Here is a 24360-nt window from a genome sequence, read left to right as displayed (position 1 = left end):
CTCCATTCTCGATCGCGCGCGGCAGCATCCGCCGGCGGACGAATCGCCGTACTGGTTCGCGCGCCTGTCGCGGCCCATCATCTTCCTGATCGTCAGCCTCGCCCTGCTAGGCGCGTACGTGGCGTTTACCATCCCCGTTGCCGTCTTTCCGGCGACGAATTTTCCGCGCATCGTAATCGGCATTGATAACGGCGTCATGCCGATTGATCAAATGATGGTCACAATCACGCGTCCGGTGGAGGAAGCCGTGAACATCGTGCCAGGGCTGGAGTCGGTGCGGTCCATCACCAGCCGAGGTTCAGCGGAGGTGGACCTGTTCTTCAACTGGAACGTGGACCCAGTGGAGACGCTGCAGTTGGTGGACGCTGCGCTGAGCCGGGTACAGTCGTCGCTGCCCTCGACCGCCAAGATCGACAGCCATCGCCTGACGTTCGCCAGCTTTCCCATCCTCGGCTACAGCCTGACGTCATCCACGGTGCCGCAAACAGATCTGTGGCAACTGGCGACGTACGAGATCAAGCCGCGATTGAACCGGCTGGACGGCGTATCCACCGTGCTGGTGCAGGGCGGACAGGAGCCGGAATTTCACATCGTGCCAGATTCGGCACAGCTTCTGCGGGCCGGGGTGAGAATCAGCGACCTGCTCGACGCGGTGCGGCGGACGAACCTGATTGATTCCCCCGGACTGATGGCACAGGGCCACGAACTCGGCCTGGCGCTGGTCAGCGCGCAGGTGCGCGACCCGGCGGAGATCGCCAACATCGTGGTGAAGACGACGCAGCAGGGGGTACCCGTCCACGTCGGTGATGTGGCGCAGGTCACGGCGGGCGTAAAGCCGGTGTACACGCGGATCACCGCCAACGGGCAGCCGGCGGTGCTGCTCAGCATCAACCGCCAGCCGGACAGCAACACCATGCAGGTGGCGTCGGAAGTGCACGACGAAGTCGAACGCATGCGGAAAACGTTACCGGCGGGCGTGCAGCTTGAGTCGTATTACGATCAGTCCACGATCGTGGGTGAGTCCATCAAGAGCGTGCGCGATGCGATCCTGATCGGGCTGGTGCTGGCCTCGGCGGTCATGGTGCTGTTCCTGAGGGACTGGGGCAGCTCGATTGTAGCCGGACTGGTGATTCCGGTGACGATCCTGGTCACGTTCATCGTGCTGAAAATGCTGGGGCAAAGTTTCAACCTGATGACGTTGGGCGGGCTGGCAGCGGCGGTGGGGCTGGTAATTGACGACGCCATCGTGGTGGTAGAAAACATCGTACTGCACCGCGAGGCCGGGCAGCCGCTGCTGGAGGCGATCCACAGCGCCTTGCACGAAATCACCGCGCCGCTGATCGGGTCCACGGTCACCCCGGTCGTCGTGTTTCTGCCGCTGATATCAATCACCGGGGTGACGGGCACGTTCTTTCGCGCACTGGCGATCACCGTGGGCGTGGCGCTGTTCACATCGTTGGCGCTGGCGCTGAGCTGGACACCGAACCTGAGCCAGTTCCTTCTCCGTGAGCGCGGCCGAAGTCCGCGGACCTTCACGCCGGGCAATCTCGGCGAATCGCTGCTGGCGGCAGAAGAAGAATCGCTCGGCGGATGGTTCGGCCGGGTCGTCCGGTTCTACGAACGCACGCTGCACATCGCGCTGGCGCGGCCACTGTGGATGGCGATCGGCAGCCTGGTGCTGATGGTCGCGGCGTACGCGAGCTATCGCGGCCTGGGCAGCGACATGCTGCCGGAGATGGACGAAGGCGGCTTCATCATCGACTACATCATGCCGGCGGGCAGTGCGCTGCAGGAGACCGATCGTGTGGTGGGGCACATCGAGCAGATGCTGCGCAAGATTCCCGAGGTGGAGAGCACGTCGCGGCGCACCGGAATGCAACTCGGGCTGGCGGCGGTCACGGAAGCCAACACGGGCGACATCTCGGTCAAGCTGAAGCAGGGCCGGCGACGCGACATTGAGGAAATCATTGCCGAAGTGCGCTCCGACATCGCGCGGCAGGAACCGGCGATCGAGGTCGAGTTCATCCAGGTCCTGCAGGACATGATCGGGGATCTAACGTCGGCGCCGGAGCCGATCCAGGTCAAGCTGTTCTCCCAGAACGCGCAGGAGTTGCGCGACTGGGCACCGCGCGTGGCCGATGCCATCAAAAAAATCCCCGGCGTCGTGGACGTGCTGAACGGGATTGACAACACGATCAGCGGGCCGGCCATCGTGTTCCATGTGGACCCAGCAGCCGCGGCGCGCGCCGGCTTCACGCCGGAGGAGGTGGCGATTGATGCGACCGCGATCCTGGAAGGCGAACCGGCCGCCACGCCGGTCATCACCAACGATCGCGCGTACACGGTGCGCGTGCGCTTCCCGGAACAATATCGGGCATCCCTCGACATGATGAAGAACACCCTGCTGACCAGTCCGACGGGGCGGACTGCAACACTCGGCTCGCTGGCTACGCTGACCGAACTGCCCGGCCAGACGGAGATTCGGCGGGAAAATCTGCAACGGGATGTCGCGGTCACGGCGCGCCTGGAAGGACGCGACTTGGGCAGCGGCGTGGCCGCGGTGCAGAGAGCGGTCGCATCTCGGAAGCTGCCGCAGAGCATCCGCGTGGAGTACGGTGGAACGTATCAGGAGCAGCAGCGCTCGTTTCGCGATCTGATGATGGTGTTGTTGCTGGCGGTGGTGCTAGTATTCATCGTGCTGCTGTTCGAGTTCCGCACGTTTGCCGCGCCGATGGCGATCCTGGCTTCGGCGCTGCTGTCCACGGCGGGCGTATTCTTCGCCCTGTTGATTACCGGAACGACGTTTAACATAGCCTCGTTCATGGGGCTGATCATGGTGGTAGGAATCGTGGCGAAGAACGGGATCCTGCTGCTCGACGCTGAGCAGAAGTTTCGCGCGCTGGGGTTCTCGCCGCAGGAAGCGATGGTGCAAGCGGGACGGCGGCGTCTGCGGCCGATCATGATGACGGCGCTGGCGGCGGCCGCCGGGCTGTTGCCGCTGGCACTGGCCTGGGGGGCGGGATCGCAGATGCTGCAGCCGCTGGCCATCGCGGTGATCGGCGGCATCCTGATCTCGATGGCGCTGTCGCTGATCATCACCCCAGCGGTGCACTTCAACCTCACGCCGGAACGCCACCCGGCGGCGGGAGCGGCGAACGAATAGCCATCGGTTCGGTTTGCGCGAAACCTCCCACACTGCTGTTTCCCGAGAAAAAATCAGGCGGCCGGAGTGGGCCGCCTGTTGGGAAGTGGCTGCGGTTTCTGAGAACGGTTAGCTTGCCGGCTTCTCCGCCGGGTGCAGTACGCGGAAGCTGTTGCCGCCGTTGGAGCGGACCAGCAGCAGCGCATCCTCGCCGTCGGGAATTTTCCCCAGCGCCTGCGAGACATCTGCCGCGGTTGAGGTCTCCTTCCGGTTTACCTCCAGAACGATATCGCCCTGCGATATTCCTGCGTTGTCGGCCGGGCTGCCAGGCTCAACGCGGGCTACCAGCGCTCCCTTTGAGCCGTTGGGCAGAGCGAGTTGCTGGCGCGCATCGGAGCTGAGGTCGGTGAGTCCCAGGCCCCAGCGCGCTTTGCCGTGCTCCTGCCCGGAGGCGGAATGGGCGCTGCCGCGCCGTGTCATTTCCTCCAGCGTGACCGGCTGGGTCATGTTCTTGCCGTCGCGCTCGACCTGGAGGTTGACCTTGCTTCCAGGGCGCTTCTGGCCGATCAAGACCTGCAACTGCCCGGCGTCCTCGACCTTCTGGCTGTCGACCTCGGTGATGACGTCGCCAATGCGCAGGCCGGCCTGGGCAGCCGGCATGTCGGGTTCGACTTGGGTGACGACCGCGCCCGTCGCTTGGCTGCGCTGGAAGAACCTGGCGTTGTCCGGAGTCACATCGCTGATGCCGATACCCATGTAGCCGTGGCTGACCTTGCCGTCCTTGATCAGCGTCTCGACGGTGGGACGCGCGACCTGGGTCGGGATGGCGAAACCCATGCCGGCAAAACCACCGGTCGGCGAGACGAGGAAGGTGTTAATCCCGACCACCTGGCCGCGCGCGTCCACCAGCGGCCCGCCGGAGTTGCCCTGGTTGATGGCGGCGTCGGTCTGGATGAATTCGCCCGGCTTGCGCGCGTCGCCGGAGAACGGATTGGGGCGGTTGACCGCGCTCACAATGCCGCGCGTCACCGAGAAACGAAAGCCGAGCGGGTTGCCAAAGGCCAACACCGTCTGGCCCGGGTGCAGTTGCGTCGAATCGCCCCACGGAATGCTGGCGAAATTGCTTCCGTTAATCTTGATGACCGCAACGTCGGTGAGCGGGTCGGCGCCGACCAGCTTGGCAGGCAGCACGCGGCGATCACTCATCGTGACCCGGATGTCCTGCGCGCCGTCGACGACGTGGTTGTTGGTGACAATGTAGCCGTCCGGAGAAATGATGACCCCGGAGCCAATGCCGTGCTCGATTTGCGGCCGCTGCCGGAATTGCCGGAACTGCGGTCCGAAGAACTGTCCGAAGCCCGGAGGCAAATTAGGGATCTGCGGCATCTGCGCGTCGTCATCGTCGCCGGTGAGTTGCGCGTTGCCCCGCGACGTGACCGATACATTGACCACTGCAGGCGTGACGTGCGCCGCCAGAGTTTCCATTGCTTTGTCCAGCGCAAGGATTGGGTTGACGTCCTCCTGGTCTAGCGGCGCCGCGGCTGGTGCGGCAGTTGCGGCGTGCACGCCGACTGGCCGCGCGAACTCATATCCACCTAAGGATGCGAGCATCGCCAGCACGATCACTGACGTGATCAGCGGACGCGTCGCGAGTTTGTTCCACTTGTTTGCGATCCATGTTTTCACTGTTTCACCTCGTTCCTTGTTATGCAACTAATTGTTTAGTACTTAATGCCGAACGAATCTGATTTCCTGCGCCAAACGGTTAAGTCGATTTCTGGGGTGTACCTGGTTCCGACTGCGAAGGCGGGATCTGCCACAGGACGAAGCGCCACACAATCGGTCTCGGCCCGAAGACCGGATCATCCACAAAGATGATGAGTACGCCCGTCGTGAACAGCGGTTGTGGCGAGGCCAAAGCCCGGGCCTGGATAACCTGCGCAACACCAGCCTGTCGCTCGGCCAGGGCCGGCGTATTACGCTTCTGCCCGCGCGGGTTCGGTTCTGTGCCACTGACTGTCGCTTGTGCCAGCATGACTGCGGAGCTAGCATGCCTGCGCTCAGCCACCACCGGCCGTGGCGCAGCATGAGTCACAGCGGGAATCATCGGTCGTTGCTCCAGGAACGGTGTTGGCGCGGTACTCGCGATCATGTGGGGCGTATTCTGGAATGCCACCAGGCGCGGCGCATGCCACGCGACAATCGCGAAAGCGCATGCCGACGCTGTGGCGACCGCCAGTAGGGACTTCCGAGCCGGCGCCGGTTTCGGCCGGTTGACGTCGAGAATTCGCGCCACGCGCAAGGTCGTCTGCCGAACGCGATTGACCGCCGCCTGGGCCAGCGCGGCACTGCGCCGCAGCACGCTTCTCTCCGCCAGATTTGCCAGGCACTCGGCATAGGCGCGGGGGCTACGGGTCTCGGCCAGCACGGCCTCGTCACACGCCATCTCGCGTTCCAAAGAAATTCGCTCCTCCATCCACCACACGGCAGGATGGAAGAACAACAACGCCTTCACGAATTGCTGCACGACGTTGCTCCAGTCGTCCCAGCGGCGCAGGTGCGCCAATTCGTGCAGCAAGACCTGGTTCAGCTCCGCCGCCGACAATTCTTGCAGCAGCCTGGAGGGGATGACCACGGCGGGTTTCACGAAGCCGATCGCGGTCGGAACGTGAATGCGGCCGGAGGTCAGAATCTGCACTTCCCGTGACGGACAGAAGCGCGCGACGGTGGAATGCCAGGTTGCATCGGCGAATTCGATGCGACGGCAGCTTCGGCGCAGGCGCCGCAATTCGATGAAGCCGATGCCCACGCGCGCCAGCGCCAGGATCGCGATCCCTGCCCACGCGGCGAACAGGTACAAGGCCCAGGAACCCGGCACGGATATCAAGGGGTGCAGCGCAGCATTGGCAGTTGCGCCGATGCCGCCGGCAACAAGCAGCGGAAGCACCGCGGTCCCGATCAGCGCCGCGAACCACACGCCGAAACGGGTGGCGGAATTCTGCCGAGGCACCACACGCAGCAGCGTCCCGGCGAACGCCGCCAGCGCCAGGCCGATGGCCAGCGAATCCACCATGCGTTCAGCCGACACCTGCGCCACCGCGTTCAGCACCGTGTGCATCATTGTTCCTTGGCGCTGCCGCCTTCGGGTTCCAGCAACTCCCGCAGGCGCGTCAGCTCCGCCTCGTCAATGCTTTCGTCTTGCAATATGTTCAACACCAGCAACTCGTGCGAGTTCTTGAAAAAACGGTTCACCAAGTGGCGAATTTCAAAGCGCGTGGCCTCCTTGCGCCCGACCAGCGGCATGTAGACGTGCGCGCGGCCATTCTTGACGTGCTTTACGTAACCTTTATTCTCGAGAATACGGATGGTGGTCAGGACAGAGTTGTACGCCAGAGTAGGCTTGGGCAGCAACGCATCGAGCACTTGCTGCACGGTCGCCGAGCCCTTCTGCCAGAGCACGTTCATCAGTCGCAGCTCGGCTTCAGTTAAGGTTGGAGACTTTCTCGGGGGCAAGTGGCCCTTCCTCCGCAATTCAGGTTGTAATTCATTAGACGATGAGGTACGGAATTTGTCAACTAAACCATTAGTTGCATGAACTCGGCGTGGAGTTGCACGACTGAATTGAATAGAGCGTTTTCTGGACTGTGTGAATCCGTGGTTAGCTTCGGCGCGTTTAAAGTCCAAGGTAGGCCGCCCGCACCTGCGCGTTGTTAAGTAGATCGCTGGATGCGCCCTGCAGCAGGATGGCGCCATTCTCCACCACGTACCCGCGTGAGGAGACGCTGAGGCCGTCCACCACGTTTTGCTCGACCACCATTACCGTGACGCCCTTCTCGCCGATCTGCTGAATCTTCTGGAAGACTTCGTCCACCAGCTTGGGCGCCAAGCCGAGCGACGGTTCATCGAGCAGAAGCAACTTCGGTTCCGACATCAGGCCGCGCGCGATGGCCAGCATCTGCTGCTCGCCGCCCGACAGCGTGCCCGCCGCCTGCTTGCGCCGCTCCTTCAATCTGGGAAAGATCGCATACTGCTCATCCAGCAACTGCGGGATCTTGGGCCGCGTGCGGTCAATATAGGCGCCCAGCACCAAGTGTTCTTCGACCGTCATGTAAGGAAACAGTTGCCGACCTTCGGGTACATGGCTGATGCCGCGCGCCACGATCTGGTGCGCCGGGGTCTTGCTGATTTCCTGGCCTTCGAATCTCACGGATCCCTTCTTGGCCCGCAGCAAGCCGCTGATCACGCGCAGGGTGGTGGTCTTGCCCGCGCCGTTGGCGCCGATCAGGGTAACAATCTCGCCGCGGTTGACCGTCAGGGTGATGTTGAACAGCGCCTGAAAGTCGCCGTACGCGGCCTCGACGTCACTCATCTCCAGCAGCGGCGCGTTCCCGTGGTCGCTCATTTCAGAAGTTCCTTGTACTTCGAACCCAGGTAGGCCTCGATGACCGCCGGGTGGTGTACCACGTCCTGCGGCTTGCCTTCGGCGATCTTGATACCGTGATCGAGCACGACCACGCGGTCGGCGATCTTCATCACCACCTGCATGACGTGCTCCACGCCGCCGATGGCAGCGATGCCCCATTCCGGCAGGCGCTTCAGCAAGTCTGCCAGCGCCAACGCCTCTACCGTCGGCAGGCCGGCCACGACTTCATCTAATAGGATCAGCCTGGGCTTGGTCGCCAGCGCGCGCGCGATTTCCAGGCGCTTCATCATGGGCAGCCCCATGCCACGAGCCGCCAAGTGCATGACCTTCCCCATGCCAAGGAACTGCAGGACCTTCGCCGCCTCCCGCTCGGCCGCGGCTGGCGACGAAGTACGCAGGAACGCTCCCAGCATGGTGTTTTCCAGCACCGTCAAGTTGCGCAGCGGTTTGACGATCTGGAACGTTCGCCCGATGCCCAGCTTAGCCGCCGTATTGGGCGAGGAGTGCGTGATGTCGTGGCCGTCGAAGACGATCTGGCCTGCATCCGCCTGGTGCACACTGGTGATCAGGTTGAACAGGGTAGTCTTGCCGGCGCCGTTGGGCCCGACGATGAAGGCAATCTCGCCCGTCTCGACCGACATGTTGACGTCGGTGACAGCCTTGAGCCCGCCGAATCGCTTGCTGACGTTCTTGATTTCCAAAAGCGCCATGTTTGGCCAACTTGAAACTGAAGCCGAAGATCGAAACTATTCCGCTTGCGGCAGAGGCACGCGTTTGCTTTCTTCCGCCGGGCCGGGCGGTGGCACGCTCGCAAACGGCGTGCGCGGCGCGGCCTTGAACCAGCGCAACCTGCGGTTCAGCGTGCCCACGATCCCTTCCGGCAGGAACAGCACCACGAGCACGACCAGGATGCCGTAAATCAGCAGGTGCGCTTCCTTGAATATGTTTTTGAAAACTTCCGATGCTGTCTCCAGCACGAGCGAGCCCACGACCGGCCCGAGCAAAGTGCCGGCGCCGCCCAGCATGGGAAGAATCGAGATTTCGACCGACACCTCAATGCCCAGCATCTGGTCGGGCACGATGTAAAGGAACAAACTCGCGTACAGCGCTCCGGCCAGCGCCGACAAGGCGGCGCTCAGCAGCAGCGCCCAAAGTTTGACGCGCGCGGTGTTGACGCCGACCGACAGCGCCGTGTCCTCGTCTTCGCGGATGGCCATCAGGTAGTAGCCGAAGCGCGAGCGCTCCATCCAGTAGGTGAGCGCGAACGACATGATGGTCAGGATCACGCACGCGTAATAAAACGAGCGCATCGAGTTCTGAGGAAACAGCAACGGCACCGGCGTGCCCACGTCGCCGCCGGTGACGTTAGGGAGGTTCTTGGCAATCAGCCGCACCACCTCGGCGAACGCGATGGTTGCCAGGCAGAAGTACGGCCCGCGCAAGCGGAACGAGACACTACCGATAATCACGGCGGCGACCAGGGAGAGGACCACGCCCCCACCGATAGCCAGCCACGGCGACATGCCCTTGCTCAGCAGCGCCAGTCCGTATGCGCCAATGCCGAAGAACGCGGCGTGCCCCAGTGACAACTGCCCGGTGTATCCGCCGACGAGATTCCAAGCAAGCCCCAGGGTGGCAAACAGGAACAGCCGGAAGATGACCTGCAAGAAATAATCGTTGTGAAGGAAGATAGGAATCACCAGCGCGACCGCAAAAATGAATGCGCCGATGATCACCTGGGGACGCTTCATGCGCGCTGGCTCCCGAAAATTCCGCTGGGTTTGAACGACAGCACCAAAATGAAGATGACGAAGTCCACCACCAGAGCCCACTCGTTGCCCCAGTAGAGGCTGGTGAGGCTCTCGACGACGCCAAGCACCAGTCCGGCGGCGGCCGCGCCCTCAATCGAGCCCATGCCACCCATCACCACCATGAGGAACGACTTCAGGTTAAACAGGTGTCCGACGTCGGGATAAAGATAAAAGACCGGCAACAGCAGTCCACCGGCAATCCCGGCCGCCGCTGCACCCAAGCCGAACGTGACCGCCTGCACGCGGTGGATGTTGATACCCATCAGCGGCGCCGAATAGGGGTTTTGGGCGATGGCGCGCGCCGCCCGCCCGAACATGGTACGCATGACGAAGAGGTACAGCCCGGCGGCCGCCAGCAGCGCGATGCCGAACGAGATCAGCCAGGGAGCATTGAGCGAAATCTGCGATCCCAGGTGGAAGTTCTTGCCGAGAAGCGGGAAGTTGAGCTGATGATAATCGGCGCCGAAGATGAGCAGGATGGAGTCGACCGAAATCAGCGACACGCCCAGAGTTAGCAGGATGATCATGAACTCGGCCTGCACCGGAATGTGCCGCACCAGCCCGGCATAGACCGCGGCGCCGATGGCGAACAAGAGCAGCCCGGCGGCCAGGAAACCGAAATACGGGTTGACGTGGGCGTACTCGAAGATCACCCAGGTGGCGTACATGCCGAGCATGAGGAATGCGCCGTGAGCGAAGTTCACGATGCGCATGACGCCGAAGATCAGCGCCATGCCCATGGCGATCAGCGCATACAGCGACCCCGTCAAAATGCCGTTCAGGACGGCCTGGACGAAAGGAAAGAACCAGTCCACCGCTTACCCCGCCGTAGGAAAGTCGCGACTCACAGCTCGCCCGACTTCTTGCGCTGGCTCCATGTCGGGGTCGGATAGATCGGCTTGGCTTCGGCCGCATCCGGAGGCCAAACCACCATATAGTGCTGGTCTTGGACTTGAGTCACCAAGGTCGGGTGGGCGTTCTGTCCGGTGGCGTCGAACTTAATGGAGCCGAACGGCGTGATAGGCATATCGGTCTTGCGGACCTCGTCGCGGATCGCGGTCGGCGATGTCATGTTCTTTTTCATTGCCTCGGTCGCGACCATCAGCGCGATGTAGGCCTCCAGCGCGTGGAATGAGGGATGGGTTTTCGTCAACTGAAAAAACTTGTCGTCGAATTCCTTCGAGCCCGCCCATTTGGCGGAGGGCAGCCACTGCGCCACCGAGAAGGTGTAGTTGGCATACTTGCCGGCGCCCTTGTCCGTCGGGAAATCGGCCACCGCAAAACCGGTGCCGGCGGAGGTGTAGTATTTCGGGTTGAAGGTTCCCTGCTCGGATTGCCGCATCAGCGTGGTTGCGTCGAGCAGGTAAGAGGCGAAATACACCACCTCCGGATTCTTGGACTTCACCCGTTGCAGCAGCGACTTGTAGTCGGGGGAGCTGGTCTGGTAAGCCTCGGTATCCACGACCTTCATGCCGTCCGCCGGGGCGGCCTTGTCCATGGAATTGAAATTCGCCTGGCCGAAGTTGGTGTTCTCGTAGACGATGGCGATCGTCTTGGGATTGCCGTTGTTCTTCAGGAAATCCAGCGTCGCCTTGGCATAATCGCCGGAGCCGGCGCACAGCCGGAAGATCCACTGCGACCCGGTCTGCATGATGTTGTCCGCCACCGCGGTGGGAATGATCAGCGGCACCTGCTTGGCGGTCACCACCGGCACGATGGCGCGCGTGCTCTCGGAGGAATACGATCCCAGGATAATGGGCACGTGATCCTGGTCGACCAGCTTGTTGACGCCCTGCACCGCCTGGTCGGGCTTGCTCTGGTCGTCGTAGAAGTCCAACTCGATCTTCTTTCCGTTGATTCCGCCCTTGGCGTTCAACTCTTCCAACGCGATGGCGTAGCCATTCTTGTGCGCCTGGCCGAATGCGGCCTGGCTGCCGGTGAGCGAGGTGATGACTCCGATTTTAACGGTGTTGCCGCCGCCTTTGTTCTGGCAGCCGATCAGCACGGCGAGGCTCAGGAAGGTGACAGTCAGAAGCACAGCAGACGTCTTGGCGCGCATTAGGCACTCCTCCACACTGAAAATTTCGACAGGTGAACACCCTGACCAACTGTCCGGAGATTGTACGCTTTCGTCCCTAAGAACGGCGACAGGCGCCGGGTAGTCCGGCGCCTGCGGTTGATGGAGGTTAGGTTTTGAGTTTACGGGAAGAACCAGCGCACGGCGGCGAACGCGACGTGCTCGGTGCCGTAGGGAACGCCGTTAGGGCTGAGCGCGGTGGTGCTGCGCCATGCGCTGCGGCGAACCCACTCGTACTCAGCGCCCACGCGGAAAGTGCCAGCGGGCCCCTTGTAAAAGCTGTGCCATATCACGGGGGTTATCTCAAAGATAGCCCGGTTGTCGGCGTTGCAGGGCGTGCCACCCTCGGTGAAGCACCCGACCTGGCTACCGGTGCGAGTGCCGTAGCCGACACTTCCGGTAGTTCCGAAGACTGTCCGGTCGTAGTACTCAGCCCCAGCATACAGGTAGACATCGGTGAGCCCGGTGGGATGACCTTCGATTCCGAACATGGCGATCCCGCCCATAATCGATTGCATAGTTCCGTCGGGCTTGATTGCCACATCCGGGCCTCCGCCGACACCATAGCGCCCGATTCCTTTGCCCGCCAGAGTGTTGAGCAGGATGTCCACCTTCTTGGGAACGGCGTGCACGATAACGTTGAAAGTGCCGCCGCCAGCCGCGGTGATGTTGTTATTGCCGCCATTCTTGAGAGCGACGTTGGTGATCACGCGGTCGCGGAAGAAGCGGCCGATGCCGCCGAGCTCAATGTGGGCTATGCCGGTCTCGAAGGCCGCCTTGCCCACGAAGTCAGGAGCAGGGTCGGTCGTAACTGCGGCGGAAAAGCCGGTTCCCTGGACGCCAGCAGTAAGGACGTTTGCAGGTGCGCCGGTTGTCGCGTACTTCTGTTCCGGATTCTCAACCGCGAACGCGATCCATGCCTTGTCGTTGACCTTCTTGGTAACGCGGAACGAGGCCAGGCGAGCATAGTGATAACCGACGAGGTAGGACGCGTCGATGGTGGCGGGACGTTTCTCATTGGCCGGAGCGATGCCCTTGATATTGGGTGTCAACAGGCTCCAGGTCTGGCCTGCGAGGAAGGCAGTGCCGCCTTTGGTTTCGACATTGGCCCAAGCCTCTCGGACACGCGGATTGAAGCTGCTGCTGATGACTTCATTGGCACCAACGCCCGAACCTTCGAAATCGATCTCGAAGTAGGCGGTTGTTTTCAGCCCGCTTTGGGTTACGCCATCCGCCCTGAGGCTCAGGTTGGAGTGGCGGGCTGTCATGCGGAACTCGCCAAGGTGTGCCTGAGGCCCGGTGTCTTGCAAGGGGAAGCTGCCGAGATTGCTGGTCGCGTCGGAGCCGGTGTTGTGGTTCCGATATAGCCCATACATGGCGACAAAGCCACCCGGTCTGATCGTGATTCCCTTGTACTTAAGGGCCAGCGGACTTTCCAACCCCTTGATGCTCTTTTCGGCGGACTGTAGACCGGTAGCGGTCGCCGTGGCCTTGGTTTCGACGGTGGCGACATTGGTCTTCAGGGCCGCCAGCGCATCCTCGTTCTGCTTGCTGGAGCTGGCCGCCGATTGCGCGGCGGTCTGCGCCTGGTTGGCGGTGGACTGCAGTTGGTTGATCTGGCCCTGCATCTGTTGCACGGCTTGGTCGCGGCGCGACAGTTCGTCGCGCAGCATCTGGATCTGCTGCTGCTGCGCGTTCACCGCTTCGCGCAAGGTCTTCATCTCGCTAGCGGCGGACGGCGCTTTCTTGGCCGGCGCCGCCTTCTTCTTGGCGGTTGTGGTTTTCGGTGTAGTCGTGGTGGTGGTGGTGGTCGTCGTTGTTTGGGATTTTGCCGCCGTCTGCGCCAATAACGGGGCAGAAACCAGAAACACGAGAATGCATGCCAGCCAAGATCTCATCGTCTCTCTCCCCCTCTACCTCGGTGCTGCTGGATCTGGTTTGACCGATGGCGGCTTCGAGCTCCTGGATGCCGCTGTCACCTGCGACTGCTGAACAAGTGCTGAATTACCGCCTCGGTGGTCAAAAAAAAATTGTTTTCACGCCAAGTGTGGCAGTGACACTCCACGTGAGCGTTGCGCCTGCGATGGAACATCCCCCGTCACAGGCGACACGCCCAAGCCTGGCTAGAATTTCCGCAGCAATATAGGAGACAAGCCGCGCAAATGCAAGCAATTAACAAACATTTAACCACTAAAGGGGGGTGGAGCATACGAATAGGCACCCCCCCCAACCGTTGCTGGCGCCGCCCGCCCGGTGAAGCGGCATCGCGGCAAGCTCCTGATCTGGCGCGTGTTTTGTTAGTCGGGCGTGTGCCCGAGCAGGTCGTCGTGGCCCTCAAAAATCGGCGCCAGATTGGTCATGGCGAACAGGTCCTTGAGGCGCGGGGTCAGGTTGATGAGCTTCAACCGCGATCCCGCGTGCCGGCAGGAAACGTACAATCCCACCAAGGCTCCAAGCCCGGAGCTGTCAATGAAACTGGTGTTTGTTAAGTCGAGAACGATCCGCTTCTTTTCCGGAGCCAGCCCGCGCACCGTGGATTGCAACTGCTCGTTGGTGGCGGAAGTGATCTTGCCGCTGCAGCGGACGATGTTTTCCGTGGGTGTTTTCTGAACTTCGAGACTGAGTAAGGGAACGGGTACCGCCGGATTTGCCGCCATAACAATCCTCCTTGCAAATGTCGTCTAGGGGCACAGGAAGAACAAGGCGCGGCCGCTCGCGCTAGCTGCGGGTTACGCGGCGCCTATTGAGGGTCTCCTTTCGGAGATCGATGTGGTCGCGGCCTCCGCTCTCGCCATCGCGTCAGCCTGGGCAATGGTTCGCGCGGCGACCGGCTTCAGCCAGAACAAGGCCAGCAGCGCGGCGGTGACGTCACAGACAATCATCGCCCAGAACACGCGCTGCCAGGAACCGGTGTGAGTGAACAACCAAGCCGCGCCCGGACCGGCGAACAAGGAAGCCAGGCCTTTGGCGGTGTAAACGAGGCCGTAGTTGGTGGTTGCCCATTTCTTGCCGAACAGGTCGCCAGTGATCGCCGGGAAAAGCGAAAAAATCTCACCCCAGGCGAAGAAGCACAGGCCTGACAGCGTAATGAACCAGAGCGGGCGATGGATCAGATGGAGCAGCCCCCAGACGGCGATCGCTTCGGCCGTGAAGGCGATGAACATGGTGTTCTCGCGGCCGATGTGGTCCGAAACCCAGCCCCAGAACGGCCGGGTCACGCCGTTGAGGATGCGGTCAATTTCGATGGCCAGCACCAAGGCGGTGAACCCGCCGAAGATGACGATCTGGTCCACGTGGTAGGACTTGGCCATGGGCTTCAACTGTGCCGTGACCACCAGGCCGCCAAAGGCGACCATGGTCATCATCAGGTAGGTCACCCAGAAGGAGCCGGTGCGCACCATCTGGGCGGGCGTCAGATCGACGACGGAACTGCGGACCTTGGCGCGGATCTGGGCTTCCTTCTCCTTCCATCCTGCCGGCACCCATCCAAGCGGAGGTTTGGCCATAAACAGCGCAGCGACCAGCACGACGACGCCTTGGATGATTCCCCAAACGACAAACGTGTGCTGGTAGCTGGTGGCCTTGATCATCTTGGCAATGGGAGCCACGGTGAGGGCGGTGCCGATGCCGTAGGCGCCGGCAGTGAGGCCGACGCACAAGCCGCGGCGATCCGGAAACCACTTGAGGGCGTTTCCGATGGAGCCGCCATAAACGATGCCCGCGCCCAGGCCGCCAAGGGCGTACCAGAAGTACAGGCCGCGAATCGTCTCGGTGCTGCCGGAGCCCATCCAGCTGAGCCCCACCAGGATGCCGCCGAGCCCCAGCATGAGGCGCGGCCCGATGCGGTCAACCAGATAACCCTCAAAGGGAACAAGCCAGGTTTCAAGGGCAACGAAGAGAAAGAACGCGAACTGAACCACAGTCAGGGTTACGTGGAAATGGGATTTGATGGGAGTGGTAAACAGGGTCCAAGCGTACTGCAGGTTGGCAATCGCCATCATCGCGATGACGCCGGCGATCAATTGAACCCATCGATTGGGAATGCGCGATGGGTGAATCAGTTGCAGATGCGCAGCTTCGGACATCCTTGCACCTCCCGACGGAAACGTCGGATGAGATATCACTCACAAAATGCCGAACTAAGTTAGTTCCGCTTTCGGAGGTGCCAACTATCCCGGGTTTTAGGCCCGCCGGCTTACGCCGGCGGGTTATCAGCTGCCAGGTCTTTCTCGAACGGAATCACACCCGGGATCAGCCACTTCGTCCACATCTGATCGATCTTGGCCTGGAAATAATCCAGATCGTCGTTGGTAAAGTGCGCGAACCTACCCTGCCGCAGCAGGTAATCCCGAACCGGTTTGCGCGGAATCTTCCCGTCGGCGATCTGCTGCGTTCTCCCCGTGAGCCGCAGCTTGCCATCCTCAACTTCGTAAAGCGGCCAAATACCGCACTGCACCGCCAGCTCGCCCAGTTCGTGCGATTGGATGGGATCGTAATCCCAACCCTTGGGACACGGATCCAGGGAATGGATAAAGGTCGGTCCGCCGATGGTCAGCGCTTTGCGGATGCTGTTCATACCGTGCAATCCGTACGACATGCAAATCGTCGCAACGTAGCGGCAAGTCGGGTGCCCCACCGCCATCAGCCCCGCCATGTTCTTCTTCCAGCGGTGGTGCATGATGCGCTTCACCGAGCCCGGCGTGCTGAAGGTGGTGTTGGCGCCCCAGGGCGTGCTGCCGGATAGCTGGATGTCGGTGTTGGCGTACGACTCATTGTCGTAGAGCAGGATCAGGCAGTTGTAATCGGGATGGGTCAAGGTCGCCGAAATCGCGCCCAGTCCCATGTCGGCGCCGCCACCATCGCCGCAGAAGGCGATAACGTTGATCGGCTCTTTCTTCATCTTGCCCTTGCGCATCTGCGCCTTCAGCCCGGCCGCCACGCCCAGCGCGGCCGACCCGCTGCTGCCCAATTGCGTATGCATCCACGGCACCACCCACGACGTGCTGTAGTACGTAGTATTGGCCACGTACATGCAACCCGTACTGCCCAGCACGATGGTGCGCGGCCCGGCCGCTTTGACCATCATCTTCATGACCAGCGCCGACTCACAGCCCTGGCACGTCCGGTGTCCGGAGGTGAAGAACTCATGCGTCGGAATTTTCTTGACTGACTTGAACGGGTCCAATTGTTGCGTCGGGTCAATCTGTACGATTGTCGCCATAACTCCTCACTGTTTCGTCTGAACTGTTTCGTCCGATCTTGTGTGGTTACTCGCGCAACCCGGTCCATTGGGTTAGCGGTTGCTGCTTCCCTTCCGCCGCCTGGTAGACCGATCCCGTGATCTTTTCCACGTCCGGAATGGTCACCTCGCGACCGCCCAGGCCGCAAATGAAGCCCAGCACCGGCGGCTTCTTTCCTGCTCCCGGGTACAGCGCGTTGCGCACCTCGCCCGCCACCACGCCGCCCGAGTGCGGAGAGCCGAAAGAGTAGTCGCGATCGATCACGCCCACCGCTTTGAAACGCGACAGGCACTGCGCCAGCTCTTCGGCGGCAAACGGACGGAACCAGCGCAGGCGCACGAACCCCACTTTCTTGCCTGCCTTGCGCATCTGCCGGATGGCAACCTTGACCGGTGTGGATAGCGTCCCCATACCCATCAGCACCACGTCGGCATCGTCGGTCATGTACTCCTCGAAGAACGGGTTGCCGTAGGAGCGTCCGAAGATGCGCTCGAAGTCCGCGAACGCTTCCCGGATCACGCCGTAGGTGCGCTCCATGGCTGCGTAGTTCTGGCGCCGGATTTCCATCACCCAATCCTCGTTGGCCTGCGGCGCCACGGTGATCGGATTGTCCGGATGCAGGAGCAGGTCAGCGCGGTTGTACCTGGGCAGGAATTCGTTGACCTGCTCCTGCGACGGGATTTTCACCAGCGATTGCGAATGGGTCAGGAAGGCACCGTCGCAACTGATGGCGCAGGGCAGGAAGATGCGCCGGTCCTCGGCCACGCGATAGGCGATCAGAGTGGTGTCCAGCGCCTCCTGACCGTTGTCCACCCAGGTCAGCATCCAGCCCAGGTCACGCACCGCCAGCGCGTCGTTGTGTTCGGTGCCGAAGGCGCCCGGATCGTCGAGGGCGCGGTTGCCCACCATGGCCACCATGGGGAGCCGCAGCGCCGGGGTCACCGTCAGCGCTTCCATGGCGTACATCCATCCCACGCCGCTGGAGCCGCAAAACACGCGTGCGCCCACCGCGGAGGCGTGCTTTACGATTTCGAACTGGGAGTGTTCGCCCTCGGCCACGATGTACTCGCAATCCATTTCGCCGTTCGACACCAGCTTGGCTACGTACTGCATCACCGTGTCATAGGGGCGGATCGGATAAGCCGTGACCACATCCACGTCGGCGAGCTGGCAGGCGACGGCAATCGCCTCGCTTCCAGTAATCAGCGCTGTTTTTTCGCCGCCCTTTTTTTCTTCTACAGCAGGAGCTAACGTCGCCATGACTGCTCTCCTCCTCGCGTCTTAACTCTCTTGGGCGATTTGCAGCATCTCGCCGACTTGTTCCTGGTACTGTCCCCTGAAACGGAAGCCATGCGACCGCTCTGGCCGCGACTCGATCTTCTGGTTGAGCCATTGCAGGTAACCGGTGGAATCCTTCCTCCACATGTCCCACTGGCTGGCGTTGTCGTGGAATTCGGTCTCCGCCACCATGGTCACGCATTTGTCCACCGGGCACACGGCTTCGCACACGCCGCAGCCGCAGCAGGCTTCCATGTTGGCGTCGTACAGGCCTTCCGGCGTCACGTCGAAGCACGTGTCGGGGCACTGCAGCCAGCACAGCGTGCACTTGATGCAGGTCTCGAAGTTCACCACCGGACGCATGGTGCGCGTCGAGAACTTCTTGAATGTCGGATTGCGGTCCGGCCGGATGCCGCCCAACACGTGCGTCACCGGGTCTTCCACGGTCTTGCCCGCAGGGATGCACGGGATCGCGACGCCTTCACCCATCTCGTGCCACTTCGGCAGCTCGAACTTGTACGGCGTTTCCGGATTGCCCTGCCCCGGCTGCACCAATACTTTGGTCACGCGGTGGTACGACTTCTCGGCCGACGCCACCTTCACCGGGTCCTTCCATTCCTGCAGGATCGTCTTCTTGATCGCGTCCAGGCTGACCAGTTCCGGCAGCACCTTGGCAATCGCCCCCAAGATGCGTACGTCGGTGTGGTCGTCCTTGTACACCCACAGTCCGGAAAAGCTTCTAGTGCCCTTCACGATCGCCAGGTTGTACGGGGTCTCCCGATTGTGCGCCATCTCGATCAGCTTCTCCGCCGGCTCCATGGAAGTCACGATCAGCGTCCCGCCCGGCTTGGTCAGCTTGTTGATGGGCTGCAGGCCGTACCAGGCCCACGACTCCACGCCCTTGCACAGGGTGTCATCCACGGAAATGGTGATGTCCACTTCCTTGGGCTCGTATTTCGCCATGCCCTCTTGCAGCGTCTGTTCGTCGGTGGCCACAATGGCGAAGTTCTTGGCAGGAATCCCATTGCGCTCCGGGCTGTCGCCGTATCGTCCGAAGCTGATCCCCGGCTTGCCGTCCAAGTGCGCCGCGAGCACGATGGCGCGGCTGATGTTAGTGGCTAGCTTCTTTTGAAAAATCCCTCGATAGACAATCTCAACCGCATACAGCTTGCCCATGAGCAACCTCCGCTCTCTCACAGCTTCGTAAAAACGATGTTCTCCACCGCCTCGATGTGCCGGGACATGGCGGCTTCCGCGCCGGCCTCGTCCCGACGCTTGATGGCGTCAAGAATCTCCCGGTGACTGGCGATGGAACGCTCCGGTCTCCCGGCTACCTGCAAGGATCGCTCGCGTGTGTCGCGCAGCAGGTCCATGAGCACATCAATCACCTTGAGCACCACGCTGTTGTCGGCCGCCAGCGCAATGGCATAGTGGAATTCCGCATCCTCATCGATGGCCAGATCACCCTGGCTCATCTTCTGCTGCTGGCGCGCCAGGATGGATTCCATTTCCGCCACTTCCTCCGGCGTCGCGTGCAATGCGGCGCGTGCGCTCAGCGGCGGCTCGATCATCTTGCGCACGTCGATCAGCTCTCCTACCAGCTTGCGTTTTTGCACCAGGATGGAGGTGAGAGGATTGACCACGGCATCCGCCGAGGGTTCGCGTACCACCGTTCCCAACCCTTGTCGCGCTTCCACCAGTCCGGAAAGTTCCAGGGTGCGGATGGCGTCGCGGATCGAGCTGCGGCTAACGCCGAACTGCTCTGCCAGTTGCCGTTCCGGCGGCAACATGTCGCCCGGCTTCATCTTTTCCGCGATCATTTTTTCGATTTGACGGGCAATCTCTTCATAGATCCGGTTGCGCTTGATTGTCTCAAACTCGTTCTTGACCGCCGGGTTCATTGGTTTCCCATTTAGGGCATTGGTCCGATGACCGGACCAATTCTACGCCTCCTTCATTTATTGAAGTCAAGTGCTGAGGGAAATTTTTATTTGGCTTGTTTTCAGTAACCTAGACAGAGAGGTACGGGGGCTGAGTTTTGCACAGGCGGTAACAGTGCCCAGCCTGCAGCCGGTTCTGCACCATAGGTGCGCCACCATCACATCACGCTTCTGGCGCCATTCTCTTGCCTGTGTCTTACAGCGTTGCTTCTTAATTTTTGCGTTTTCAGCGGACTTCCCCACTCTGCAGCTTGCGCGTTTTGCTCAAAGCCGCCGTCCTCAGTTTTATGTCCCCGCAGGCAAATGGATTTCCTGATGTCATCGACTCCGCGGCGAAACAAAGTCTCCGCGTGCGACTCCCGTTGCTTACGGATCGCTCCCTCGCATCACGAGATATTCTGTGTCCTCAGTCTTGCCTCCCACCTGAAAGCGGGATACAGTACGCGGCCAATTCCACTCCGTGGGGAGAGTCGGCCAACATCATCTGCCTTGATTCCATTCTGGAGGCGACTTATGAAGTGGGGCGCTACACGAGCATCCGCGTTTGCTGCCATGGTCGGTGTCAGTCTTGTAGCCGGAGCGCAGCAAACTGCCAAACCCAGAGACAAGCAGCCCAAAGGCACAATGGGGCGCAAGAGTTCCGTGCTTACGGGCAAACACTATATCCTGCCCGCAACCAAGGAAAACGTTCAGTGGGGCTGGTTTGACGTCAATGAGAAGCCGCGCCTGACGGTCCACTCCGGCGATACGGTCTCGGTCGAGACCTGGTACCACGCGCTCGACGCCATCAAGCCGGCGCCGACCGATCACACCATCGCCGGCCCACCCATGGATGAACTGACGCGCCTGCGCAAGGCCAATCCTGGAGGTGGTCCGCATTCCATCACCGGGCCGATTTACGTCGAGGGCGCCGAGCCCGGCGACACGCTGGAGATCCGCATCCTCAAAATCGTCCCCAAGGAATATGGGCAGAACTTCAATCTCCCGGGCAAGGAATTCCCCACTGGCCTGCTGCCCAAGGAATTTCCGGAAGGCTTCGTCCGTTACTACAAGTTCGACCTGGCGAAGATGCAAACGGAATTCAAGCCGGGCATCGTCGTCGACCTCAAGCCGTTTCCCGGGGTCATTGCCGTGGCGCCTGATCCGGACGAGCCCAAGGAAAAAGCCGGTCCGCCAATCAAGGACGCCAAGGGGCGCACCAGCACGCTGCGTCCGTGGAAGAACGGATCGAACATGGACCTGAACGAGCTGCAAGCGGGCTCAAGTCTGTATCTGCCGGTGTTCGTGAAGGGCGCGCTGATCTGGACCGGGGACTCGCATTGCCGCCAGGGCAACGGCGAGATGAACCTGGAAGCGATTGAATGCGCTTACAAGGAGATCGAGATCCAGCCCATCGTCCACAAGGGCATGAAGACGGACTGGCCGTGGGCGGAAACGCCGACGCACTGGATCTTCCTGGGCTTCGACGAGGACCTGACCGAGGCCACAAAGATCGCCGTGCGCAACACCATCGACTGGCTGTCCACGCAGAAGATGGTGCCGATGGACCGCTACGAGGCATACGCGCTCACGTCGATCGCCGTGGACTGCGATATCACCCAGATGGTGGACATCCGCAAGGGCGTCCACTGCATGGTTCCCAAGTCGATTTTCGTTAAGCGGTGACGGAACAAGGATTTTCACGGATGAACCCGGATAGTGCTTCTCCGAGGATCCATCCGTGAAGATCCGCGTGAGCTGAGAACGCAACGCCGATGGGGCGGCGATTCGACTAGCGCGCGGCCTGCGCGCTGGCGGCTTCCTTGACATAGGCAGGGCTGAGCGTGTTCTTCTTTTTCGCGACCTGGAGCAGCGTCGGATAAAACTGCACGAACGTCGTATCCACGGCGGCGTGCTGCTGGTGGCAGGAGTAGCAGTCGGCCTTGGTGGGGACCATCTTCGCCGGTTTAGCGTCGTCAAAGCCAAAAAAGGCCCACTTGCCCGCGAAGAGCGCCTCATCCTTCACGTGCACTTCCATTCCCATGAACTCAGCGTTCTGAAAGTGACCGGAGTGGTTGATGGAGCCCTTGGTCTCCGCGCCGCGCACCTCGAGAACGAGCATCGTCTTGTCGGGCCACGTACCGGTTTCGAGGAACGCCTTGTACGCCTCAGGATTGACGAAGACGTTGTCGAACATGGAGTGGTTCATCGCCATGGCGCGCGGGTTGTAGCTCATGTCAATGCCAGAGCTCAGGAAGATCCACTCGCGGTAATCGGCGGGAAGCTCCATGCGCCCGTCGGAGGTGTAGTGCGGTTGGTGTGTATTTTTCGCCGGACTTTGCGCCTGCGTCGAAACGGCGACGTAGTGCAACGCGAGCACAACGGAGAATCCGGCCAGCAGATACGCGAGTTTCTTGAGCACGCCTCACCCCCCATGACCGTAGACGTTTGATCTCAGATTACGTGAGCACGTACCGAATTGTTCCGGGACGAATGGTGCATCCCGTGGTTCACCACCAACATACCCTATTGGAACTGGTACGGATTCCCGGGCAGCTATACCGCGTCATACATGACGATCGAGATCGCGGGGTATGTGGTCGCCGGACTGGTCGTCGCGGGGGTTATGGGCCGCGCGATGCGCAGGCTGGGGGCAGCTAGCACGGCGGCGGAACGGGATGAGCACGGGAGCGCGCTGTGGTCTGGCGCGTTTCGTTTTTCTGCGGGAAATTCTAGTTCGGGACGCGCGGGCGCGCGTTGTTGGTGGCGCCACCCTCCCAGCGTCGCACCACATCGAGATGGAGATTGAACTGGTCGAGCACGCGCATGGCGATGTGGCTGACCATGTCGTCGAGCGACTGGGGGTGGTTATAGAAGGCGGGCAAGGGCGGAAAGATGACCACGCCCATGCGCGAGAGCTTCAGCATGTTTTCGAGGTGAATGTCGTTGAGCGGCGTCTCGCGGACGACGAGCACCAGCTTGCGGCGCTCCTTGAGGGTTACGTCGGCGGCACGGTGAATGAGGTTGTCGCCCTGGCCGTGCGCGATGGAGCTGAGCGTATTCATGGTGCAGGGTGCGATCACCATACCGGCGGTGAGGAACGAGCCGCTGGAGATGGGCGCGCCCTGGTCGCCGATGGGATAGGCGTGCGCGGCCATGGCCTGCACCTGCTCGACGTTGTATTCGGTTTCTTCGGCGAGCGTGCGCGCGCCCCAGCGGCTGATGACGAGGTGCGTGTCCACGTCGGTGCCCTGGAGAAGCTGCAGGATGCGCACACCAATAATGGCGCCGGTGGCGCCGGTGATGCCGACGATCAAATGGCGACGCTCAGGCAAGCGAGGATCCTCGATTCGAGTATACGTCAGCAGTTCTGGACCGTTCTAATGCAGGCGGTTTAAGGCGCGTCGGCGTGAAGCGGGGCGGCGTTTTCGAGCGTCGGAGGAGAGAAAGCAACGCCGAATTTGGCCGCTTGCCGCGCGAGTAATTCGTCGAAGCCGGCCAGCAAAGTGGGGTTGAGCGCGGGGCGGGAGTACGAAGCGAGCAACCGCGGGATGGCGTCGTGCGCGCGGGAAAAGGCGTCGCTGACCGCGCCTTCCTGATAGTTGTCGCGGTCAATGACGGCCGACGGCAGGTGGTGCTCGGTGCGGAAGAGCGCCCGGGTTTCGCGCGACGCCAGAAATCCTTCCTTTGGCAGCGAGGCGAACATTGCGGTGGCGAGAGTCGAGGTTGGAGTCTCAACCCCCTTCAGCAGGCGGCGGGCGGATGCGATTAGCTCGGCGTCGAGCACCAGTGTTTCCGCGCTGTGGCAGGCGAGGGAATCGATCATGCCAGCGCCGGAGATCATGTTGATGCCGGCCAGCGCGCCCAGAACCGCAGAGATCCCGGATTCCGCACCGGCTTGAGCGTCCAGCAGCTTGGCGTCGCTAGCAACGAGGTAGCCGTGCGTGGGCAGGCCGAGATGCTTGCCGACTTCAGCGCACGCGAGGTTGAGCATGACGGTCTCGATGGCGCCGACGGGCGCGATGCCGGTGCGCATGTCGAGAATAGAAGGCGCACCGCCCCACACCACGGGCGCTCCCGCGGCGGCAAGTTGATGGATGACGATGCCGGCGATGGTTTCGGCGGCGTGCTGCGTGACCGAGCCGATCAGCGTGACCGGCGCGGTAGCGCCCGCCATCGGCATGGACACGATTTGCGCGGGCACGCCGGCACGCGCCAACTGGAGCATGTTGTGGGCGGCGAAATTCGTCCAATGCAGCGGAGGCGAGGGACAGACGTCGAAGACGGCACGCGGGCGAGCGCGCAAGGCGGCGGGACTCCCGGCATCGAGCGCGAGCAGATCGAGCATGCCCTGAAGGGATTCGGCGGAGAAGGCGCCGGTGACGATCGGTTTGCCGGAATGCGCGAGGACGACGTAGAGGCGGTAGAGATCGGCGAGGGGCTCGGGAACGTCAACGCAAACGACGGCGG

Annotated in this window: 20 protein-coding genes; 2 read left to right on the top strand and 18 right to left on the bottom strand. The window is 61.7% G+C overall.

Annotated elements, in window-relative coordinates; genetic code table 11:
- The first annotated feature begins 4 nt into the window (after positions 1-4).
- Positions 5-3163, top strand: a complete 3159-nt coding sequence (locus LAN64_09935) for an efflux RND transporter permease subunit (protein MBZ5568153.1) — start codon at positions 5-7, stop codon at positions 3161-3163.
- A 108-nt stretch (positions 3164-3271) separates the two neighbouring features.
- Here the strand turns inward: LAN64_09935 and LAN64_09930 are convergent, their stop codons facing one another.
- The 15 genes from LAN64_09930 to LAN64_09860 all read right to left on the bottom strand — a co-directional run bounded on the left by LAN64_09930 (position 3272) and on the right by LAN64_09860 (position 19872).
- Positions 3272-4753 carry a Do family serine endopeptidase gene (locus tag LAN64_09930; protein MBZ5568152.1) on the bottom strand — a complete coding sequence of 494 codons (1482 nt, stop codon included), beginning with the start codon at positions 4751-4753 and terminating at the stop codon, positions 3272-3274.
- Between the two features lie 154 nt (positions 4754-4907).
- Entirely contained in the window at positions 4908-6263 is a 1356-nt protein-coding gene (locus LAN64_09925; GenBank protein ID MBZ5568151.1) for a M56 family metallopeptidase, read from the bottom strand.
- Positions 6260-6655 (bottom strand): BlaI/MecI/CopY family transcriptional regulator, encoded by a 396-nt coding sequence (locus LAN64_09920; protein ID MBZ5568150.1) that lies wholly within the window; start codon positions 6653-6655, stop codon positions 6260-6262. Before LAN64_09920 ends, LAN64_09925 begins: the two co-directional genes overlap by 4 nt.
- Before the next feature lie 160 nt (positions 6656-6815).
- Positions 6816-7544, bottom strand: coding sequence for an ABC transporter ATP-binding protein (locus LAN64_09915; GenBank protein ID MBZ5568149.1), 729 nt, complete (start codon positions 7542-7544; stop codon positions 6816-6818).
- On the bottom strand, positions 7541-8275 hold the full coding sequence (locus tag LAN64_09910) for an ABC transporter ATP-binding protein (GenBank protein MBZ5568148.1): 735 nt from the start codon (positions 8273-8275) through the stop codon (positions 7541-7543). Before LAN64_09910 ends, LAN64_09915 begins: the two co-directional genes overlap by 4 nt.
- A 36-nt stretch (positions 8276-8311) precedes the next feature.
- The gene (locus LAN64_09905; protein MBZ5568147.1) at positions 8312-9316 is read right to left on the bottom strand and encodes a branched-chain amino acid ABC transporter permease; all 1005 of its coding nucleotides are present in this window, start codon (positions 9314-9316) and stop codon (positions 8312-8314) included.
- The gene (locus LAN64_09900) at positions 9313-10191 is read right to left on the bottom strand and encodes a branched-chain amino acid ABC transporter permease (GenBank protein MBZ5568146.1); all 879 of its coding nucleotides are present in this window, start codon (positions 10189-10191) and stop codon (positions 9313-9315) included. The genes LAN64_09905 and LAN64_09900 overlap by 4 nt, the downstream gene beginning before the upstream one ends.
- A gap of 29 nt (positions 10192-10220) precedes the next feature.
- Entirely contained in the window at positions 10221-11435 is a 1215-nt protein-coding gene (locus LAN64_09895; protein MBZ5568145.1) for an ABC transporter substrate-binding protein, read from the bottom strand.
- A 140-nt stretch (positions 11436-11575) separates the two neighbouring features.
- Positions 11576-13351 carry a hypothetical protein gene (locus tag LAN64_09890; GenBank protein MBZ5568144.1) on the bottom strand — a complete coding sequence of 592 codons (1776 nt, stop codon included), beginning with the start codon at positions 13349-13351 and terminating at the stop codon, positions 11576-11578.
- Positions 13352-13750: 399 nt separating this feature from the next.
- The gene (locus tag LAN64_09885; GenBank protein ID MBZ5568143.1) at positions 13751-14110 is read right to left on the bottom strand and encodes an STAS domain-containing protein; all 360 of its coding nucleotides are present in this window, start codon (positions 14108-14110) and stop codon (positions 13751-13753) included.
- A 72-nt stretch (positions 14111-14182) separates the two neighbouring features.
- Positions 14183-15538, bottom strand: a complete 1356-nt coding sequence (gene oxlT / locus LAN64_09880; protein ID MBZ5568142.1) for an oxalate/formate MFS antiporter — start codon at positions 15536-15538, stop codon at positions 14183-14185.
- A gap of 110 nt (positions 15539-15648) precedes the next feature.
- The gene (locus tag LAN64_09875; protein ID MBZ5568141.1) at positions 15649-16674 is read right to left on the bottom strand and encodes a pyruvate synthase; all 1026 of its coding nucleotides are present in this window, start codon (positions 16672-16674) and stop codon (positions 15649-15651) included.
- Positions 16675-16720: 46 nt separating this feature from the next.
- Positions 16721-17953: a pyruvate ferredoxin oxidoreductase gene (locus LAN64_09870; protein MBZ5568140.1), complete on the bottom strand. Its 1233-nt coding sequence runs from the start codon at positions 17951-17953 to the stop codon at positions 16721-16723.
- 21 nt (positions 17954-17974) lie between these two features.
- Entirely contained in the window at positions 17975-19147 is a 1173-nt protein-coding gene (locus LAN64_09865; protein MBZ5568139.1) for a (4Fe-4S)-binding protein, read from the bottom strand.
- A 17-nt stretch (positions 19148-19164) separates the two neighbouring features.
- A complete protein-coding gene (locus tag LAN64_09860; GenBank protein MBZ5568138.1) occupies positions 19165-19872 on the bottom strand; it encodes a FadR family transcriptional regulator in 708 nt (235 codons plus the stop codon).
- Positions 19873-20424: 552 nt separating this feature from the next.
- Here LAN64_09860 and LAN64_09855 point away from each other — a divergent pair.
- Entirely contained in the window at positions 20425-21576 is a 1152-nt protein-coding gene (locus LAN64_09855; GenBank protein ID MBZ5568137.1) for an acetamidase/formamidase family protein, read from the top strand.
- Positions 21577-21682: 106 nt separating this feature from the next.
- Here the strand turns inward: LAN64_09855 and LAN64_09850 are convergent, their stop codons facing one another.
- The 3 genes from LAN64_09850 to LAN64_09840 form a co-directional block, all read right to left on the bottom strand.
- Complete coding sequence (locus LAN64_09850) at positions 21683-22180, bottom strand: cytochrome P460 family protein (protein MBZ5568136.1); 498 nt, start codon at positions 22178-22180, stop codon at positions 21683-21685.
- Between the two features lie 442 nt (positions 22181-22622).
- Positions 22623-23225, bottom strand: coding sequence for a UbiX family flavin prenyltransferase (locus tag LAN64_09845; GenBank protein MBZ5568135.1), 603 nt, complete (start codon positions 23223-23225; stop codon positions 22623-22625).
- Between the two features lie 59 nt (positions 23226-23284).
- Positions 23285-24360: trimethylamine methyltransferase family protein (locus LAN64_09840; protein ID MBZ5568134.1), on the bottom strand; the 1076-nt coding region annotated here is incomplete at its 5' end.

This window comes from Terriglobia bacterium (assembly GCA_020073185.1).
Lineage (GTDB): Bacteria > Acidobacteriota > Terriglobia > Terriglobales > Acidobacteriaceae > JAIQGF01.
This window is presented reverse-complemented; position numbering and strand designations above follow the sequence as displayed.